This window comes from Lacticaseibacillus huelsenbergensis (assembly GCF_029726355.1).
Lineage (GTDB): Bacteria > Bacillota > Bacilli > Lactobacillales > Lactobacillaceae > Lacticaseibacillus > Lacticaseibacillus casei.
The window spans coordinates 2,879,253-2,897,243 of record NZ_CP120687.1; the positions used below are offsets into that span (position 1 = coordinate 2,879,253).

Here is a 17,991-nt window from a genome sequence, read left to right on the forward strand (position 1 = left end):
ACATACCCCTCATTTACGGCGAATCATACTGGCAATGAAAAAGCCGTCGGTATCATAATCGTCTGGAAATAGTTGCAGTGCCGGTGCCCCATGCGCCTTGGTTAATGGCTTGAGCGTCAAAACCGGCACCTGTTCAAATTCAGGATGAGCAGCCAAAAATTGCGCGACAACATCCTGATTTTCCTCTTTCACCATTGTACATGTACTATACGTCAGGCGGCCACCGATTTTTAATGTGGGCGCCACGCTATTAAGAATCGCCAACTGAATCTGTTGTAAATGGCGCGGATCATCAGCCTGTTTGGTGTACTTGATTTCCGGTTTACGGCGAATCAGTCCCAATCCGGAGCAAGGCGCATCAACTAAAATCTTGTCAAACGATTCAGGTGCAAAAGTGGCATCAACTTGACGGGCATCCAACATTTGGGCAGAAACCCGATCGGCTAATCCCAAACGATTGGCATTTTGTTGAACTAGCCGAATCTTGTTGGCATGGAGGTCCAATGCCGTAACACGTCCTCCTTGATCAGGATCAAGATACTGGGCAATGTGGGTCGTTTTGCCACCAGGAGCCGCACATGCATCCAACACTGCATCACCTGGCTGAATATCCAGACTCGGCGCCACCAACATCGAACTTTCATCCTGCATGGTGTAATCCCCTGCAGCAAATTCCGGCATGCCCGCCAAATGTCCGCCGGGAGCAATCAAGCCGATCGGCGTCAGCGGGCTTTCCCGTAGTTCAGGAAAGCTCGGCTGTAAGATTTTCAGCAAAGCATCCGGCGTTATTTTGGTGGTATTGACGCGAATTGACGCATGCGCAGGCTGATTGATGGCCGCCAGTACGCTGGCTGTTTTGGCGACACCCAACTGTTCCTGGAGCTTCTTAACCAGCCAAAGCGGCGTGCTGCTGGTGATAGCAAGTCGCTCGATGGGATCGCTAATGCTTGCAGGATCCGGGAAACCGGTACGCTGTGCTTGCCGCAGCACCCCGGTCACAAACTTGGCAATGCCTTGATGGCCCAGTTGTTTGGCGATTTCGGTGCTGTCAAAAAAGACTGCCCGCGCCGGCACTTTATCTAAATACTGTAGTTGATAGACCGCAGTTTGCAGCAAACACCGAACCCAAGGATCCAGTTGGCGATTTTTGACGAACGGGTGCAACAGATAATCTAAGGTCAATTGATGCTGAATCACCCCATATACAATGTTGGTCAGCAAACCAGCATCCCGACTGTCAAGCCGATACTTAGTGATGATGTGGTCAAGGGTCAGATTGGAATAACCACCTTTGCCCACAACGCGGGTTAACGTCTGGACTGCCAGCAATCGCGGATTATTTGGCTTCATCGGTGATCACCTGCTGTCCGACTGTCAAATCACGGCCAGGACCGTTCAAATAATCGGCGATATGTTGCTTGCCTTTACCGGCTGGCTGCAATTCGTCAATTTGAAAAGTGGTCTGATCTCCAGCCGCCACCACCAATTGATGCTTGCTGCGTTCCACGACACTGCCAGCAGGCAAGTCCGTTTTTTCGGACAATGGCGTTACTGCCCACAGTTTCGCGCGCTGGCCATTCATGTAGACATAGCCGCCCACATCAGGCCGAAGCGCACGCACCCACTGATCCAAGGCTTGCGCCGGTAAGTGAATGTTGAGATGTTCCTGTTCTTTGGTAATCGTTGGCGCAAACGTCACTTTTTCAGGATCCTGCGGGGTGCGGGTTGCTGTGTTGTCAATAATCTTCGGCAATGTTGCCAACAGTAAATCGCGGCCTAGCAACGACAGCTTTGTAAAAACGGTGCCAGTATCATCTTGGCGGGTTAGCGGTAACTTAGCTTGGGCAAACATGTCACCGGCATCCATTTTCTTCACCATTTCAATAATCGTCACGCCAGTTTCGGCATCACCGTTGATAATGCTATATTGAATCGGCGCGCCGCCGCGATATTTTGGCAGCAAAGAGCCATGGACATTGACTGCCGCAATTTGAGCCGCCTGCAAAAACTTGGTCGGCAAAAATTGCCCATAAGCTGCCGTCACGATTAAATCAGGCGCCAAAGCAATGGCCTTAGCTAATTCGGGACTGCCGCTAAGTTTTTCCGGTTGCAATACCGGGATGTCATGGGCGACGGCAGCCTGCTTAACCGGACTGGCGGCCACCTTCTGCTTACGGCCGACTTTTCGATCCGGCTGGGTCATGACCGCCACAACATTATAGTTTTGGTCAATCAGACCTTCTAGAATGGGTACCGCAAAATCGGGGGTGCCTAAGAAAATTACTGAAGTCATATTTTCCTCCAAACCTTAAGTTCGTTAACAAAATACTAACGAATCGGTTGTTGTTTTTTTTACACAAATGAAAGTGGTTCGGGATCAATCGTCACCTGAAAGCCTTGACGACTGCTTTGTTGGGTTTCTTCAAGAATGTGTTGCAATGTTTCAGCCAACGTCGGCTCATGCTTGTATTTTAAAACGATCTGATAAATATAGCGATTTTTCAAACGGGCAATCGGTCCGGGCGTCGGACCAAGCATGATCACTTGATCGGATAATCGATCGCGTAGCTCCTTTGCCAGCGAAAAAATGGCTTTAGCAGCTTGGGTTTCATCGACATGACTGACACCGATCTTAGTCGAAAAGAAGTACGGCGGATAATTGCCTTGATGACGAACCGCCATTTCCTGCCGAAAGAAGCCTTCATAATCCTGACGTTTGGCATACTGAATGGCGTAATGATCCGGGTTAAAGGTCTGGACAAATACTTCGCCAGGCTTATCAGCGCGCCCGGCACGGCCACTGACCTGCGTCAACAACTGAAACGTCTTCTCACTTGCTCGAAAATCCGGCAAGCCTAGCGCCGTGTCGGCATTAATCACGCCAACCAGTGTCACGTCAGGGAAATCCAATCCTTTGGCAATCATTTGGGTGCCTAACAAAATATCTGCCTGGTGGGCCCCAAAAGCATTCAAGATCCGCGCATGACCACCTTTGCGTCGTGTGGTATCGACATCCATACGCAAAATCCGGGCATCTGGCAGCAACTTTTGCAATTGTGCTTCCACTTTTTGCGTACCGGTGCCGAAATAACGGATTTTATCCGAACCACATTGCGGGCAGCGGCGCGGAATGGCTTCTTCGTGGCCGCAATAATGACACTTCAACGTGTGCGTATCCATGTGTAACGTGAGGCTGATGTCGCAGTTAGGACACTTTGCAACATAACCGCAATCCCGACACATAACAAAACTCGAATAACCACGGCGATTCAGCAGCAACACACTTTGCTCATGACGCTGCAGCCGTAACTTCAAAGCGTCCAACAGCGGCGCGGAAAAGTCTTCTTGCCCACCTTGCGCAAAGCTTTCACGCATATCCACAATGTGAACCGGTGGTAACGGTTGATCATTGATTCGATGCGGCAACCGTAACAGTGTATAGACGCCTTTTGCCGCTCGGGCACGTGATTCCAGTGAAGGCGTTGCGGAGCCTAAAACGACCGGTGCATGATGAATCTGCGCCCGTTTTAACAAGACGTCACGTGCATGGTAACGTGGCGAGGAGTCTTGCTTATAACTGGTTTCGTGTTCCTCATCCATGATGAAGACGCCAATATGCTTCAACGGCGCAAAAGCAGCAGAGCGGGCGCCGACGACCACTTGGGCTTCGCCGCGGGCAATTCGCCGCCATTCGTCGTACTTTTCACCATCTGACAAGCCTGAGTGCATCACCGCCACGTGCATGCCAAACCGACCTTTGACGCGATCCACCATCTGTGGCGTGAGCGCAATTTCGGGAACCAGCATCAAGGCTGTCTGCCCAGCCGCTAGCACTTGGGCAATCACCTGAAGATAGACTTCAGTTTTACCGGAACCGGTGACGCCTTCCAACAAGAACGTCTCAGGTTCCTTAGCTTTAACGGCCGCGTTAATGGTTTTGACCACTGCCTGCTGCTCGTCTGTGAGCGGCAGTGGTTGCGTCAACGGTTGATGCTGGAGTTGTGGATATGGATCTCGGTAGGTTTCATGCGCTTCTAGTTTTAGCCAGCCTTTTGCCGCTGCCTGATTAATAACCGATTTTGTCAGGTGATGGCGATGCTCCACTTCCGTTAACAAGGGGCGCTGATGTTCCGCCGACCAGGTTTTGATGAAGGAAAGCAGTTCCAGCTGTTTGACGGCGTTTTTGCGTACCTGATTTTTTTGCTCCTCAGCCTGCTCAGGTGACAACTGCGGCACAAGATAAAAGACCTTCTTGACCCGCGCTCGATCTTTTTTGATGTAAGAAATCGCCACTTTGCCGGCCTGGGCCAACTTCATCAGCGCAATCTGTTGCTCGTCACTTAACGTATTCATGGCGACGCTATCCGCTTGACCGAAGTACCGCGTGCGCTCATCAGCAGACAACCCCAGTGGTTCGGCTACCTTGACGGCATCGATCTTCAGCATCGCTGGCAGCATCGTCTGCATGCAGGCAATCCAAAATGAATAGGTGGTTTCTGCCAGCCATTTGGACAATCCTAGCATTTCGTGATTAAGCACCGGTGCCGGATCGAGTACATCCAGGAGTGGCTTAAGTTCGCCATCATATTGACTTTGATTGGCAATGGCCACAACCATGCCGCTGACTTTGCGATCGCCTTTGCCAAATTGCACCCAAACCCGCATGCCTGCTTGAAGTGCACCATCCAAACGTTGTGGCACCAGGTAATCAAACGGCCGATCAGTTTGCATGGTCGGAACATCCACAATCACTTTGGCAATCGTTGCCAAGCGCTCACCCCTTTTGTTTCGGTAACATCGTTGCTAACTGTTTGATCAGTGCGACGGCCACTTGTTGCTTGGACATCTCCGGTAATGTCACTGGCGGTTGGTTTGGCCGCAATAAAGTCACAGCATCCGTATCGGCATTGAACCCGTGCGTTGCATCAACCGCATTGGCAACGATCATATCTGCTTTTTTCTTCGTTAGTTTGACTTGAGCATTGGCCAATAAGTCATTGGTTTCGGCGGCAAATCCAATCACTAACTGATGGGTTTTCTTTTGGCCTAACGTCGCCAGAATATCCGGATTCTGAACTAAGGTCAATGTTAAGCCGCTATTGGCGTCAACCTTTTTCAATTTATGGTCACTAATGGTCGGTGCCCGGTAATCCGCCACCGCTGCCGCCATCACCACAGCATCGGCCTCTTCAAACTCAATCATAATGGCATCAGCCATCGACTGAGCGCTTGTCACCGGTTTAACCGTCACGCCAGGAACAACTGGCAATTGCTTCGTTGTGACCAGCGTGACTGTAGCCCCGGCACCAGCCGCTGCATTGGCAATAGCGGTACCCATTTTGCCAGATGAATCATTGGTTAAAAAACGTACCGGATCCAATCGCTCCTTGGTGCCCCCGGCTGACACGATAATATGCCGGCCTTTTAGCAGCGGTTCATCAAGGCTTTCGATGTAAAGGGCAATCTGGTCTGGCTCTGGCATTCTGCCAACGCCGACATAGCCTTCTGCTAACTGACCGGTTGCCGGTGGCAGTAAAAGATATCCTTGCTGTGCGGTTAGCTTGGTTATATTGTGTTGTGTTTGCGGATTTTGCCACATTTGATCATTCATAGCCGGCACCATGAGCTTGGGTGCGGCCATTGCTAACAAGGTTGTCGTCACAACGTTATCGGCCATGCCTGCCGCCAGTTTTGCCAGGGTATTCGCCGTGGCTGGCACAATAACGCCTAAGTCGGCCCAACGAGCCAAAGCTACGTGGGCAACATGTTCGGGATGGTCAAATTCATGTCCATCCGTCAAAACGGCGTGCTTGCTAACAATCGCAAGCGTTTCCGGCGTGACAAACTTTTCAGCACTTGTTGTCATTGCAACGCGCACATCATGGCCTGCTTTTACTAACGCCCGGACCAGCAACGGCGTTTTGTAAGCAGCAATGCCGCCAGTGACAAACAGGGCTATCTGTTGCTTCTTCATGAGGCACCCCTTTTACTTCTGTATTCTTAGGTTCATTATAGCAAACAGTGAGCGGCATGCTTGCATGGTTGCGAGAACCGAGCGTCAGAGTCTGGATTACCGATTTCCAAACGCTCCTGCTCGCGCTCAACAAAAAGAGGCAGTGGACTTTTTTGCAGTGTCCCTGCCTCCTTTTCCTATTGGCGCAAACCCAAATGGATGAACATCATGGGTGCTTATGCTTGTTCCTTGTGATCCAGCTTTTCAGCATCGCGTTCAAGTAACTTGGACTTTGGATCGATGACCACGTCACCCGCGGCAATTTCTTCAAGTGCTTTGCCGACACTCTTGTCAGATTTATAATCAGACAACATTTTCAGATCCCCAGATTCGAGTTCATGAGCGCGTTTTGCGGCCAAGACCGCTAGCGAATAGCGTGAAGGTACTTTTTCCAGTAACTTGTCAATAGAAGGATAAATAATCATAATGAAGCTCCTTTTTGTCATAATAGCTGCTCTGCCGCGGCGAGCAGTCAGCCTGTCCTTATCTGGCTAAGTCGGCACTTGCCAACATGCCTTTGTAACGATCAATCACGCGTGGCACCCGTAAATGTTCGCTTTCAATGATGCGTTCAATCCGTTTTACAGCCAAATCAACCTTGTCATTGACCACGGCATAATCGTAGTTCTCCATCATCGTGATTTCCGAAGCTGCCTTGCGAATGCGTTTATCAATCGTTTCATCGTCATCGGTACCACGGCCTTTTAGCCGATGGCGCAACTCACCTAAGTCTGGTGGCGTCAAGAAAATAAAAACGCCATTGGGACATTTTTTGCGCACTTGCATAGCACCATTGACTTCGATTTCAAGTAACACATCACGCCCGGAATCAAGCGTCTCATTCACATATTTCAGCGGCGTACCATAGTAGTTATCCACGTACTTCGCATATTCCAGCATACCACCTGTCGCAATTTCGTGCTCAAACTGCGCCTTGGTTCTGAAATAATAATCAACCCCGTCAACCTCACCGGGCCGCATTTGGCGTGTCGTCATTGAAATTGAATATTGAAAATCCCGATAGTTACCATTCAGCATGGCCTGCCGAACTGTTCCTTTGCCAACGCCACTAGGGCCAGACAAAACAATCAGCATCCCCCGTTCGTGCATGTGTGAACCTCTTTCGTTAAGTATTACCAAACATTTTGCACTTTTTCGACGCTGATTTCAACTGCTTCATTGATGTGGTAACAAAAACGTCATGCGGGGTAACGCTTTTTTGGCATCCTGACGACCCAATTCCAACATGGCAGCGATGGCACTTGGCCGAAAATCAAAGAGCTGCGGCAACCGGCGACTGGGTTTTAGATAGCAATCGCCGTGATCATGACCGATGCGGCCAATGCCTTCACCACTAATCGCCACGACAAAATCAGCACCGATATCTCTGGCAAGATCAACCGGTAAATCATTGACCACGCCACCATCCACAAAATTAACGCCTTGTCGTTTGATCGGCGTGAACACACCCGGCATCGCACTTGATGCTAATAACCATTCTCTGGCATCCACGGCATCAAGCACGTCTAACCTAGTGACATGAGCTTTAAAATCCGGCAGCGAGGTTGTCACAACCAGCACCGCTCGATCATCGCGTTTCGGCATCTTCAGCATTTGATCAAGCAGTGGAACAAAATTCCGCCGTGCAAACACCGGTCCGGTCATTTTGCGTGCCGTAAAATATTGCCACCAGCGGGCTAATTGGAATGGCGTCATGCGGGCTGTTGCCGCCGCGTTAATGGCTCCGATTGAAGAACCGATCACAAAAGTCGGTGCCAGTTGCGGACCCAAAACAGTCCACACACCTGCCTGATATGCGCCATGCGCCGCGCCACCACCGAAAACAACTGCAAGGGTCAAACTAACGCACCTCCGTTTGCACATCACCTTGTAACTGAAGCGATCGTAAGTTAAAAAAGTAGTTGCAAGTTTGAACACATGTTCGTATAATGAAGTTACAAACAAATGTTCGGAGGCTTGATCATGGAAAATAAATCATCAGCACTGCAAAGCGTCACCCAGCATCTTGTGGCTTCTTATCGCGAAATATTCGATCTGGCAGCGCCCACTGCTCGCATGCCAATGCATCAGGTGGATCTTTTCATTGATCAGGCCATGCAGCGTCACTATAAAGTGGCACTCTTCTTTAATCACGAATCGTCACCTTTTGTTGGTCACATTATTCGGACGCTCGGCAACAACCGCTTTCTAGTCAAAGCATACCACAGCAACGTTTTCCGCGTCATGACCAGCACAAGTGTCAACTTTATCAAGCGCTTTGATTAACAGGCCCTTTCCAATTCCAATCATGTTGAACATTAAAGCTGTGCATTAGAAACCATCGCTACGTTTCTAAGTCGCATCATTAGGCTAACATCACATGTTTGCCGCACTGAAGCCGGTGATACATTTAAATTAAAATCGCCCGCAAAGACAAAAATTATGTCTTGCGAGCGATTTTTTGCTATTCAGTTCCGTAAATGTACATCACTTAATGGATAAGCCTGGACGCCAAATGAGGTCATGTCCGACCGTGTTTGAACTCATCGGCCATTTTCAACAACTCTTCGGCGTGTTCGACCGTTAGTTTGGTGATCTTTTCACCAGCCAGCATACGGGCAATTTCATCAACCCGTGCTTTAGCCGTTAGTTTGTTAACTTGCGTGGTAGTTCGCCCGTCATGGACGTTTTTACTGATCACATACTCGTGATCCGCCATGGCAGCGACCTGTGGCAGATGCGTAATGCAAAGAACCTGCGAAGATTTGGCAATGAGGCTGATTTTATTGGCAATTGCCTGGGCAACTCGACCGGATACCCCAGTGTCAACTTCATCAAAGATAATGGCTGTCACACCTTCGGATCGGGCAAAAATCGTTTTCATTGCCAGCATCAAGCGCGACAGTTCGCCACCTGAGGCAATTTTAGCCAGCGGTTTTGCTTCTTCACCTGGGTTTGTCTGGATATAGAAAACCGCTTCGTCCAAACCATCTGGCCGAAAATCTTTGGCCTTCGTGAAATGAACCGAGAAGACTGTTTTATCCATGTATAGCGATGCTAGCTGTTCATGAATCGCTTTGGTCAGTTGTTTGGCCGCCGCATGCCGCCGCTTGGACAAGGCTGACCCCAGTTTTTGCAACTGCGCGCGGGATTCTTTCAAAGTACTGTCTAGATCTTCAACCGAGGTTTCGGCCTGCTCCATCTGACTTAATTCTGCGGCCGCACGCTTACCATAGGCAATGACTTCATCAAGCGTTTCACCGTATTTACGTTTGAGTTGATTAAATAAATCAAGGCGCTTTTCAACTTCATCAAGCCGACCCTCATCAAACTCCTGATCATCAAGCTCGTTAGATAAATCATTTTGGACATCCTGCAAACTGTAATAGGCACTTTGCAGATTATCGGCGATGGCCGCAAAATCAGGATCCAAATCCGCAATACTTTGCATACTCGACATGGCTTGGCCGATTTGGTCAAGCGCATTAACCTCTTCGTCGCTTAGCAATGCATAACTTTCCTGTAACGCTGAATTAATTTTTTGAAAATTGGCGAGGCGTTCCCGCTCGGTACTTAAATCCGTATCTTCATGCGGATGCAGATCTGCACTTTGAATTTCATTAACCTGGAATTTCAGCATGTCCAGCCGTTGTGCCCATTCCTGTTCGTTCGCCTGTTTTTGCTTGACGGCCTGTAAAGTGTGTTGATAATTGTGATAAACCTCGGCATACTGTTGCCGGATTTTCAGCAAATCATCACCAGCAAAGGCATCCAACAAACCTAAGTGCGTTTCGGAATGCATTAACTGCTGATGTTCGTTTTGACCATGAATGTCGACCAGCGTCTCGCCGATAGCTTTTAACGTTGCAGTATTCACTAAATGTCCATTGACGCGGCAAACATTACGCCCACTGCGGAATAATTCCCGCTGTAATAAGACCGTGTCTTTTTGATCCGGATCCATGACCCCGTATGCCTGCAATTTGGCTTCAGTAGCCGGATTAGCTTGCGCATCAAACAAGCCCTCTAAGCTGGCTTTGGCGGTGCCGGTCCGAATGAAGTCCACTGATCCGCGCCCACCGGCTAGCAGACCGACTGCATCAATAATGATTGACTTCCCGGCACCGGTTTCTCCTGTGAGCGCCGTCATCCCCGGCTGAAAGCTCAGTGCCAGGTTGTCAATGATGGCAAAATCATGAATTGCTAACTCTTGTAACATTGCTTCACCCCACCATTGCCTCAAGTTCAGACAATACTGCTGACGCATATTGCGCCGACCGACAAATAATCAGAATCGATGCATCACCACTAATCGTTGCAAAAATCCGTTGATCATCTAACTGCTCAATTAACGTTTCAACTGCTGCCGCCGTCCCCGGTAACAAGGCTAAATGGACAAAGTTATCCATGGCTTCGCCCCACTTCATCGCCGTTACAAGCGTCCGCTTCAATTTGTCAGTTGCCGGAAGCTGCTTTTCAACTGGCATACTGTAGCGATAGTGGCCTTCCCCTGCTGGCACTTTAATCAACTGCATTTCTTTGATGTCGCGTGAAATAGTTGCTTGGGTTACCGGAATGTTCAGGTCGTTAAGACGCGCCACCAAGTCTTCTTGCCGCTCAATGGGCTCATCCCGAATTAACCGCTGAATGGTTGCTTGTCGTTCACGCTTGCGCATATGCTCACCTCTATCAAAAATGGGCATCCCAGTGGCTCAGAATGCTTTAGCTCTAGCATAGCGCATGCATCGCGGGGTTGCCACGGTTTTGCATAAATATACATTAAGGACGTTTTAATTCGGCATAAGCAGCCTTCAATGTTGCCTCAATGTCTACAGTTGGCGCGACTTTACCCGGGATTTGTTCGGCATTTTGTAAATGAATTAAAAATTCAATATTGCCTTCTCCGCCTTTAATCGGACTATAGTCTAAACCCAAGACGTTGTAACCAGTCGCACTGGCAAAATCGACAATCATTTTTAAAACATCGCGATGGACCTGGGGATCACGGACAATGCCGTGCTTGCCAACATGAGCTGGACCTGCTTCAAACTGCGGCTTAATTAACGCAACCGCATGGCCATCAGGAATCAGAATCGCTTTTAGTGGCGGTAAAATCAATTTCAATGAAATAAAGCTAACATCTGTCATTGCAAATTCAACCGGGCCGTCAGTAAAATCTTCCGGTTTGCTGTAGCGAAAATTCACGCGTTCCATCACCTTGACTCGCGGATCTTCGCGCAATTTCCACGCTAACTGATTATAGCCAACATCCAAGGCATAGCTCATCTTGGCACCTTTTTGTAATGCAACGTCAGTGAAGCCGCCTGTTGACGCACCGATGTCCAAAACCGTTTTGCCGGTTAAATCAAGGTGAAACGATTTCAAGGCTTTTGCCAGTTTAAGCCCGCCGCGACTGACATACGGCATTTTTTTACCTTTCACGTGCAAAATCGCATCGCCTGGGATCTTGACGCCTGGCTTATCTAAGCGTTGGTTGTTCTGATCATAGACCTCACCAGCCATGACCGAGCGTTTTGCTTGTTCACGGGATTCAAAAAGTCCCTGCTCAACCAGCAAGACGTCAACCCGTTCTTTTTTGACTTTTTCCATTATTTCAACACCGCCAAAATCGATTGTAGCGCCGCAGCATCAACAGTTAAGCTCTTTAACGCTGCATCAGCCTGCTGAATCTGCGCTGCCAACGCCTGCTCGGCACCTTTTAGTCCAAGTAGCTCGGGGAAGGTGTTTTTATGCTCGGCAACGTCCTTATCCGCTGTTTTGCCTAACTCGGCAGTTGTTTTGGTGACATCGTTAATATCATCCTTGATCTGAAAACCGAGACCAAAAGCAGCCGCAAAATCTGCCAAGGCCGCCTGATCAGCTTCGGGGATCGTTACGAATACGGTGCCCATCGCCACAGCGGCTTGAATCAAGGCACCGGTTTTGGCTTGATGCATGTGCTTCAGCGTCGCCAAATCATACTGGACTCGCTCGCCATCCATATCGAGGACCTGGCCTTCAACCATCCCCGAACTACCAGCTGCCTCGGCAAGTATCTGAATCAGCGCAGCGCGTTTATCCGGATAATGTTGACTTAATAAGGCAAAGGCATCGGTTAAAAGTGCGTCACCGGCTAAGATCGCCAACGCCTCACCAAACTGCTTGTGATTCGTCGGTTTGCCGCGGCGCAGATCATCATTATCCATGGCAGGCAAATCGTCATGAATCAATGAATAAGTATGCACAAATTCAAGCGAGGCGGCAGCAGGCAGTGCCTCAGCAACCACACCATCATACATAGCAACCACGCTCAATAACAGTAGCGGACGTAATCGCTTACCACCTGCGTCGACGGAATAAGCCATTGCGGCGCGTAAATGCGGGTTAGGTACCTGTGCTAGTGTTTCATCTAATGTATGTTCAACGGCTGTCCGCCATTGACTTAAGATCGGATTCATTGTTGGCCTTCTTTAGGTTGAAAAGGTTGGGTGGTGCCATCGTCACTCACCATTTCTGTCACCGTCTTTTCGGCTGACTTCAATGTTTTTTCGAGTTCCTGACTCAATTTCACGCCAGCTTTAAATTGATCCAAAGCTTTTTCAAGTGGTACATCGCCTTGCTCCAGTTGATTGACAATTGCTTCAAGTTGGGCAAGTTTTTCTTCAAACGTAGGTTCAGCCATGATTCTTCTCCTTTGTTGTCACATGAGCGCCAATTTGACCATCCGCAACATGAATGTGAATGTCGGCACCGACCGCATAGTCATCTGTCTTTTTGAGCATCTGCCCGGTGTCATCCGTTACATAGGCAAATCCTCGGCCCAGTATCTTCAATGGGCTCAAATGGTCCAGTCCAAGCGCCGCATTGGCCACCGCTTGACGCTTAGCCTTTACAACACTGATGACTGCCCGATCTAGACGGTGTTGATCATCGAGCAGTTGCCGTTTGAGGTTCACGACTTTTATCAGTAATTGCCGCCCATCAAGTTGCTGCGTCGCCATGGCCAGACGATGGTCATTTTCGTGCAATTGATTGACCATGCTTTGATTAAGCCGCTGCCGCAATTGATCGACGCGTTGCACGTACTGGTCGTACAAACGATCAGGCTGGGTTAAGACGACGCTTTCTGCAGAGCGCTGCAGTCGGCTGGCAGCATTTTTGAGGCGGTTGTGCATCGCATTGACCAGACGCACACGATCTTCCGAGATGCGATTAAGTGCGTCGACCAGCGTCACGGGCGTTACAATTTCCGCAGCAGCCGTTGGCGTCGCCGCCCGCCGATCGGCAATGAAGTCCGTAATGGTCGTATCGGTTTCATGGCCGACCGAACTCACAATCGGAATCGGCATGTCGACTAAAGCCCGCGCCACTTTCTCTTCGTTAAACGGCCACAGGTCTTCAATCGAACCGCCGCCGCGGCCGATAATGACGGCATCAAAGTCAGACATGGCCTTAATGCGGTTCAACTGTTTGACAATCGAATCCGCCGCCTGATCCCCTTGGACAACCGCCGGAAAAAGAGTCAGCTGTAGAATCGGATAACGGCGCGCCACAGTTGTCATGATATCCTGAATCACCGCACCGCTGGGACTGGTCACAACCGCCACGCGTTTAGGAAACAACGGCAACGGACGTTTATTGCGATCAAATAACCCTTCGCTAGCCAGCTTTTTCTTTAACTGCTCAAAGGCTTGGTAGAGTGCGCCAACGCCGTCCGGTTCCAACCGTTCCACAATCAGCCGGTATTCACCACTTGGTTCATACAGACTAACGCGGCCAACTGCCAGAACCTTCATGCCTTCTTCAAGATTGAATTGCAACTTGCTAAAAGCATTGCGGAACATCAACGCACCGATCTTAGCGTGATCATCCTTGAGGGAAAAATATTGATTGCCTACCCGTTTGCGATAATTAGAAATTTCACCGGTTAAATAAACCTTGGCCAGATAAGGATCGGCATCGAATTTACGTTTTAAATATTGAGTTAGTGCGGTGACACTTAAGTACTGGTCGGTATCAACCATGCAATCGCCTCTTCGCCAGTTCAACTGTTTGGGCCATGAGTGAGGCAATTGTCATCGGACCAACGCCACCCGGTACCGGTGTTAAAGCACCGGCAACAGGCTCAACCGCATCAGCATCGACATCGCCGTGCAGTTTCCCATCAGCTCCGCGCGAAATACCGACATCAATAACCGTTGCCCCGGGTTTAACCGCATCGGCGCCAATAAAATGCGGCACGCCAATCGCAACAACCAAAATATCCGCTTCACGGGTCAGCGCTTTAAGGTCACGGGTTTTACTGTGGGCAATGGTCACCGTCGCATCGTGATTCACCATCAGACCAGCGAGCGGCCGGCCCACAATGTTCGAGCGGCCAACAATGACCACCCGCTTACCGGTGACATCAATCTGATAAGCATCTAACAGCGCCATAATGCCATAAGGGGTCGAAGCCACAACAGTCGGTTCATTGGTCCACAAGCGGCCCACACTCACCGGGCTAAAGCCATCCACGTCTTTATCGGGATCGATCGCATTAATCACGACCCGTTCATCCAGTTGCTTGGGCAATGGCAGCTGGACCAGAATGCCATCCACATCGGGATCCTGATTCAATTCAGCTACCTTTGCCAATAAGGTTTCCTGAGAGGTTTCTTCTGGCAACTTAAACATTAGGGAACGAACCCCGATTTCCTCCGCGCGCCGTTGTTTGTTACGCACATAAACCTGGCTGGCCGGATCCGATCCCACTAAAATGACTGCAAGTGTTGGCGTCACACCTTGTTGCGCCAAACCAGTCACTGTCTGTTGAAGTTCACTAAGAATGCGTTTTGAAACTACCTTGCCATCCAATCGCGTTGCCACAAAAACCACTCCCCATTTGATTAGCATTGTCTGATATAACAACCAATGTTCGGTTCCTCGATCGCGTCAAGTACCGGTATAAAGCAAAAACCGGCCAAAGTAATTGTCTTTGACCGGTTAACTTACGCTTTCGGCGATGCTTCAATAAAATTAGCCAAAATGCCATTGACAAACTTAGCAGATTGGTCATCGCTGTAACGTTTGGCCAAATTGATGGCTTCATTAATTGCCGCAGCTTCCGGCATCGCTTCTTCATAGCGAATTTCATACAAGCCCAAGCGCAGAATCATTAAATCCGGTTTGGTCAAACGACTCAGCGTCCACCCCTTTTTAAGCTGAGGGGTTAAGGCAGCATCCAACGCCTCCTGATGCGTCAAGACGCCTTCCACCAATTCACTTAAATAAGGCGGCACTTCAGTATCTTTAGGTAAAACTTCTGCGTATACGGCGCTTTTATCTGCTTCCGGATTCGTTGCCAACGCAAAAAGCGCTCGAAAGGCAGCTTCACGGATCGCGTGTCGTGATTCCATGTTAATCGTCATCCTTGCTGCTCGTTGTCGATGGTTCATCAGTGTCGTCATCTTTAAACAGATCATCCGGATTGACTTTTTCCGTCTTTTCAGGGATGACGCCAACGACATGCACATTCACTTCGCTTAACGTCAAATCCGTCATAAAGAGTAACTGTTCACGTAGCTGTTCTTGCATGGCCAAAGCCACTTTCGGAACGGAGACACCGTAATCCAGATAGACGTAGACATCAGCCGTAATCTTATCATCGGCAACTGTCACACTAACGCCTTTACCGTGGTTGGCACGGCCAAACCAGGCGTTAATTGAAGAGCCTAATGTACCGCGCATTTGATAGACACCGTCTACCTGACTCGCAGCAATGCCCAAAATGACTTCCAAAACTTCAGGAACAATTTCAATGGTCCCTTGAGCATCCGTCCGATTTGCTAATATAATATTGGTTTCTTCAGCCATCGCGAGAACCCTCCTAAACCTTAATTATTGGCACGTGAAATGTAAGTACCATCATCCGTGTTAATCGTCAGTACATCGCCAGTGTTGATGAAAAACGGCACCTGAACGACTAGGCCGGTCTCCATAGTGGCTGGTTTCGAACCGCCGCTGCTGGTATTGCCACGAATGCCCGGTTCGGTTTCCTTTACCGTCAAGTCAACTGTTTTCGGCAACTCAATACCCAGGGTTTCATTGCCGTGCATGATAATTTTAACATTCATGTTTTCTTTTAAATAATTCAACTGGTCGCGAATCTCATCGCCGGGAAGCGTCAGTTGATCGTAAGTATCGGTGTCCATGAAGACGTAATTATCGCCATCGGCATAAAGGTACTGCATGTTTTTACTGTCGATCTGCGCTTTTTCAACCTTTTCAGTTGATCGGAACGTTTTTTCCTGTACCGCACCCGTGCGCAGGTTCTTCAAGGTTGAACGAACAAATGCCGAACCCTTGCCTGGCTTAACGTGTTGAAACTCAACGATTCGCCACAGGTCACCGTCGACCTCAATCGTCAAACCATTCTTAAAATCATTAACAGATATCATGAACTTCCTCCATACATTCAGTTGTAAGCTAAATCTATTCTAGCAAGCGGTGAAGATGCTTGCAACAGCCATGCCACGTGGATGGCTTCACAGTACCAGTAACTCAGCTGGCGCCGGTTGACTAAGACTCTGATTACCGTCTGCTGTCACGACCAAATCGTCTTCGATTCGGACACCGCCAAGATCCGGAACATAGATGCCGGGTTCATCGGTCACGACATTGCCTTTTGCGGCTGGTACATCGAGATAAGGACCCCAGGCGCCAGGGCCTTCATGAATCGACAAGCCAATGCCATGTCCGGTACCATGGCCAAAATATTGACCATAGCCAGCGTCATTAATTGCGTTATGCGCCAAATCATTAATCGTTCGTCCCATCACACCAGGCTTCAAAGCTTGCTGGACTTTCTGATTCGTCGCATAAACAATTTGGTAAATCGTCTTAAGCTTGGCATCTGGCTCACCGACTGCAAACGTCCGCGTCAAATCGGACATGTAGCCGTGATAGATGCATCCCCAATCGAGGGTCACAATATCCCCCTTGGCAATCTTCTTTTCCGTTGCTGCGCCATGCGGCATTGCCGAACGCGTGCCGGAAGCCACAATTGTTTCAAACGAGACATTGCTGGCACCAAGTTGCCGCATGAAAAAGTCCAAGTCATTGGCAATGTCAATTTCCCGCATCCCTGGTTTAATCGTATCAAGAACATGCTGGTAACCTTTTTCGGCAATGGCAACCGCCTTTTTGATCAAGGCCAGTTCCTCATCGTCTTTGACTTCGCGCTGTGTTTCAACAAAGTCACGTGTTGGCACCAGTGTTCCCTGCGTTAAAAGATCAAAGGCTTCGTAATCGGCATAATTCAGATGAACGGCTTCAAAACCAATGCGGGTCAACTGCAATTGATTGGCTAAATCACCTGCCGTCTTATACAAACCATCTTGATGCAAAACCAGTTTGGCATTATGTACCTGTTGCTTAAACTGCTCGGTAAACCGGGAATCCGTTATAAAGTAAGCTTTCTCCGGCGTCACCAGCAAGGCACTTTCTTCACCGGTAAAACCTGTCAAATAAGTGACGTTGGTGGCATCGGTAACAAAAAAGCCATCCAATTTCTTGTCCAGAATCCGTGCCTGCAATGCTGTCATTCGATCCATCCAAACCACTCCTTATTGACATTATTTTAAAATTTTGAAAAAAAGACGCCCCGATTACCGGGACGTCATCAATATTTATTCAGCAGCTGCTGCCGGATAAACTGAAACCTTCTTCTTGTCACGGCCGAAGCGTTCAAACTTGACAACGCCGTCAGCAGTCGCAAACAAGGTATCGTCGCCGCCGCGGCCAACGTTTTCACCAGGATGGATCTTGGTACCGCGCTGGCGATACAAGATGTTGCCTGCCTTAACGAACTGACCATCGGCACGCTTGCTACCCAAACGCCGGCCTGCAGAATTACGGCCGTTAGATGTTGAACCGCCACCTTTATGGTGAGAGAAGAATTGCAGATTCATCTTTAACATAACGTACACCTCCGAGAA

20 protein-coding genes are annotated in these 17,991 nt (G+C 49.1%); 1 reads left to right on the forward strand and 19 read right to left on the reverse strand.

Features of this window, described 5'->3' with window-relative positions; genetic code table 11:
- Nucleotides 1-9: 9 nt before the first annotated feature.
- The 7 genes from rsmB to LHUE1_RS13335 all read right to left on the reverse strand — a co-directional run bounded on the left by rsmB (nucleotide 10) and on the right by LHUE1_RS13335 (nucleotide 7,897).
- On the reverse strand, nucleotides 10-1,350 hold the full coding sequence (gene rsmB, locus LHUE1_RS13305) for a 16S rRNA (cytosine(967)-C(5))-methyltransferase RsmB (RefSeq protein ID WP_049169485.1): 1,341 nt from the start codon (nucleotides 1,348-1,350) through the stop codon (nucleotides 10-12).
- Nucleotides 1,337-2,293, reverse strand: coding sequence for a methionyl-tRNA formyltransferase (gene fmt, locus LHUE1_RS13310; RefSeq protein ID WP_049169486.1), 957 nt, complete (start codon nucleotides 2,291-2,293; stop codon nucleotides 1,337-1,339). Before fmt ends, rsmB begins: the two co-directional genes overlap by 14 nt.
- A 59-nt stretch (nucleotides 2,294-2,352) precedes the next feature.
- Nucleotides 2,353-4,770: a primosomal protein N' gene (gene priA / locus LHUE1_RS13315; protein ID WP_049169487.1), complete on the reverse strand. Its 2,418-nt coding sequence runs from the start codon at nucleotides 4,768-4,770 to the stop codon at nucleotides 2,353-2,355.
- A 4-nt stretch (nucleotides 4,771-4,774) separates the two neighbouring features.
- Nucleotides 4,775-5,974, reverse strand: a complete 1,200-nt coding sequence (gene coaBC, locus LHUE1_RS13320) for a bifunctional phosphopantothenoylcysteine decarboxylase/phosphopantothenate--cysteine ligase CoaBC (RefSeq protein WP_049169488.1) — start codon at nucleotides 5,972-5,974, stop codon at nucleotides 4,775-4,777.
- A 215-nt stretch (nucleotides 5,975-6,189) separates the two neighbouring features.
- A complete protein-coding gene (rpoZ, locus tag LHUE1_RS13325; protein ID WP_010488005.1) occupies nucleotides 6,190-6,438 on the reverse strand; it encodes a DNA-directed RNA polymerase subunit omega in 249 nt (82 codons plus the stop codon).
- Between the two features lie 58 nt (nucleotides 6,439-6,496).
- Nucleotides 6,497-7,123: a guanylate kinase gene (gene gmk / locus LHUE1_RS13330; RefSeq protein WP_025012432.1), complete on the reverse strand. Its 627-nt coding sequence runs from the start codon at nucleotides 7,121-7,123 to the stop codon at nucleotides 6,497-6,499.
- Nucleotides 7,124-7,189: 66 nt separating this feature from the next.
- The gene (locus LHUE1_RS13335; RefSeq protein ID WP_049169510.1) at nucleotides 7,190-7,897 is read right to left on the reverse strand and encodes a patatin-like phospholipase family protein; all 708 of its coding nucleotides are present in this window, start codon (nucleotides 7,895-7,897) and stop codon (nucleotides 7,190-7,192) included.
- A 99-nt stretch (nucleotides 7,898-7,996) separates the two neighbouring features.
- Between LHUE1_RS13335 and LHUE1_RS13340 the strand changes: the two genes are divergently transcribed.
- Nucleotides 7,997-8,299, forward strand: a complete 303-nt coding sequence (locus LHUE1_RS13340) for a hypothetical protein (protein ID WP_049169511.1) — start codon at nucleotides 7,997-7,999, stop codon at nucleotides 8,297-8,299.
- Nucleotides 8,300-8,534: 235 nt separating this feature from the next.
- Here LHUE1_RS13340 and recN read toward each other — a convergent pair whose 3' ends face one another.
- From recN to rpmA, 12 genes are all read right to left on the reverse strand, one after another.
- Nucleotides 8,535-10,232: a DNA repair protein RecN gene (recN, locus tag LHUE1_RS13345; RefSeq protein ID WP_047106288.1), complete on the reverse strand. Its 1,698-nt coding sequence runs from the start codon at nucleotides 10,230-10,232 to the stop codon at nucleotides 8,535-8,537.
- Between the two features lie 4 nt (nucleotides 10,233-10,236).
- Nucleotides 10,237-10,689 (reverse strand): arginine repressor, encoded by a 453-nt coding sequence (locus LHUE1_RS13350; RefSeq protein ID WP_010487998.1) that lies wholly within the window; start codon nucleotides 10,687-10,689, stop codon nucleotides 10,237-10,239.
- A gap of 103 nt (nucleotides 10,690-10,792) precedes the next feature.
- On the reverse strand, nucleotides 10,793-11,623 hold the full coding sequence (locus tag LHUE1_RS13355; RefSeq protein WP_049169489.1) for a TlyA family RNA methyltransferase: 831 nt from the start codon (nucleotides 11,621-11,623) through the stop codon (nucleotides 10,793-10,795).
- Entirely contained in the window at nucleotides 11,623-12,471 is an 849-nt protein-coding gene (locus LHUE1_RS13360) for a polyprenyl synthetase family protein (protein ID WP_049169490.1), read from the reverse strand. The genes LHUE1_RS13355 and LHUE1_RS13360 overlap by 1 nt, the downstream gene beginning before the upstream one ends.
- A complete protein-coding gene (locus tag LHUE1_RS13365; protein ID WP_010487989.1) occupies nucleotides 12,468-12,695 on the reverse strand; it encodes an exodeoxyribonuclease VII small subunit in 228 nt (75 codons plus the stop codon). The genes LHUE1_RS13360 and LHUE1_RS13365 overlap by 4 nt, the downstream gene beginning before the upstream one ends.
- Complete coding sequence (xseA, locus tag LHUE1_RS13370) at nucleotides 12,688-14,037, reverse strand: exodeoxyribonuclease VII large subunit (RefSeq protein WP_049169491.1); 1,350 nt, start codon at nucleotides 14,035-14,037, stop codon at nucleotides 12,688-12,690. Before xseA ends, LHUE1_RS13365 begins: the two co-directional genes overlap by 8 nt.
- On the reverse strand, nucleotides 14,030-14,881 hold the full coding sequence (gene folD / locus LHUE1_RS13375) for a bifunctional methylenetetrahydrofolate dehydrogenase/methenyltetrahydrofolate cyclohydrolase FolD (protein ID WP_049169512.1): 852 nt from the start codon (nucleotides 14,879-14,881) through the stop codon (nucleotides 14,030-14,032). Before folD ends, xseA begins: the two co-directional genes overlap by 8 nt.
- Nucleotides 14,882-15,003: 122 nt before the next feature.
- A complete protein-coding gene (gene nusB / locus LHUE1_RS13380) occupies nucleotides 15,004-15,411 on the reverse strand; it encodes a transcription antitermination factor NusB (RefSeq protein WP_010487981.1) in 408 nt (135 codons plus the stop codon).
- Nucleotide 15,412: 1 nt separating this feature from the next.
- Entirely contained in the window at nucleotides 15,413-15,868 is a 456-nt protein-coding gene (locus LHUE1_RS13385; protein ID WP_010487980.1) for an Asp23/Gls24 family envelope stress response protein, read from the reverse strand.
- A gap of 20 nt (nucleotides 15,869-15,888) precedes the next feature.
- Nucleotides 15,889-16,452 (reverse strand): elongation factor P, encoded by a 564-nt coding sequence (gene efp, locus LHUE1_RS13390; protein ID WP_010487979.1) that lies wholly within the window; start codon nucleotides 16,450-16,452, stop codon nucleotides 15,889-15,891.
- An 87-nt stretch (nucleotides 16,453-16,539) separates the two neighbouring features.
- Nucleotides 16,540-17,607 carry a M24 family metallopeptidase gene (locus LHUE1_RS13395; RefSeq protein ID WP_087912259.1) on the reverse strand — a complete coding sequence of 356 codons (1,068 nt, stop codon included), beginning with the start codon at nucleotides 17,605-17,607 and terminating at the stop codon, nucleotides 16,540-16,542.
- Between the two features lie 75 nt (nucleotides 17,608-17,682).
- Nucleotides 17,683-17,973, reverse strand: coding sequence for a 50S ribosomal protein L27 (gene rpmA, locus LHUE1_RS13400; protein ID WP_003564659.1), 291 nt, complete (start codon nucleotides 17,971-17,973; stop codon nucleotides 17,683-17,685).
- Between the last annotated feature and the right edge of the window lie 18 nt (nucleotides 17,974-17,991).

Coding starts and splice junctions, on each gene's coding strand:
- rsmB (WP_049169485.1), bottom strand. CDS start 1,350: ATGAAGCCAAATAATCCGCGATTGCTGGCAGTCCAGACGTTAACCCGC.
- fmt (WP_049169486.1), bottom strand. CDS start 2,293: ATGACTTCAGTAATTTTCTTAGGCACCCCCGATTTTGCGGTACCCATT.
- coaBC (WP_049169488.1), bottom strand. CDS start 5,974: ATGAAGAAGCAACAGATAGCCCTGTTTGTCACTGGCGGCATTGCTGCT.
- rpoZ (WP_010488005.1), bottom strand. CDS start 6,438: ATGATTATTTATCCTTCTATTGACAAGTTACTGGAAAAAGTACCTTCA.
- gmk (WP_025012432.1), bottom strand. CDS start 7,123: ATGCACGAACGGGGGATGCTGATTGTTTTGTCTGGCCCTAGTGGCGTT.
- LHUE1_RS13335 (WP_049169510.1), bottom strand. CDS start 7,897: ATGTGCAAACGGAGGTGCGTTAGTTTGACCCTTGCAGTTGTTTTCGGT.
- LHUE1_RS13340 (WP_049169511.1), top strand. CDS start 7,997: ATGGAAAATAAATCATCAGCACTGCAAAGCGTCACCCAGCATCTTGTG.
- recN (WP_047106288.1), bottom strand. CDS start 10,232: ATGTTACAAGAGTTAGCAATTCATGATTTTGCCATCATTGACAACCTG.
- LHUE1_RS13350 (WP_010487998.1), bottom strand. CDS start 10,689: ATGCGCAAGCGTGAACGACAAGCAACCATTCAGCGGTTAATTCGGGAT.
- LHUE1_RS13355 (WP_049169489.1), bottom strand. CDS start 11,623: ATGGAAAAAGTCAAAAAAGAACGGGTTGACGTCTTGCTGGTTGAGCAG.
- LHUE1_RS13360 (WP_049169490.1), bottom strand. CDS start 12,471: ATGAATCCGATCTTAAGTCAATGGCGGACAGCCGTTGAACATACATTA.
- LHUE1_RS13365 (WP_010487989.1), bottom strand. CDS start 12,695: ATGGCTGAACCTACGTTTGAAGAAAAACTTGCCCAACTTGAAGCAATT.
- xseA (WP_049169491.1), bottom strand. CDS start 14,037: ATGGTTGATACCGACCAGTACTTAAGTGTCACCGCACTAACTCAATAT.
- nusB (WP_010487981.1), bottom strand. CDS start 15,411: ATGGAATCACGACACGCGATCCGTGAAGCTGCCTTTCGAGCGCTTTTT.
- LHUE1_RS13385 (WP_010487980.1), bottom strand. CDS start 15,868: ATGGCTGAAGAAACCAATATTATATTAGCAAATCGGACGGATGCTCAA.
- efp (WP_010487979.1), bottom strand. CDS start 16,452: ATGATATCTGTTAATGATTTTAAGAATGGTTTGACGATTGAGGTCGAC.
- LHUE1_RS13395 (WP_087912259.1), bottom strand. CDS start 17,607: ATGGATCGAATGACAGCATTGCAGGCACGGATTCTGGACAAGAAATTG.
- rpmA (WP_003564659.1), bottom strand. CDS start 17,973: ATGTTAAAGATGAATCTGCAATTCTTCTCTCACCATAAAGGTGGCGGT.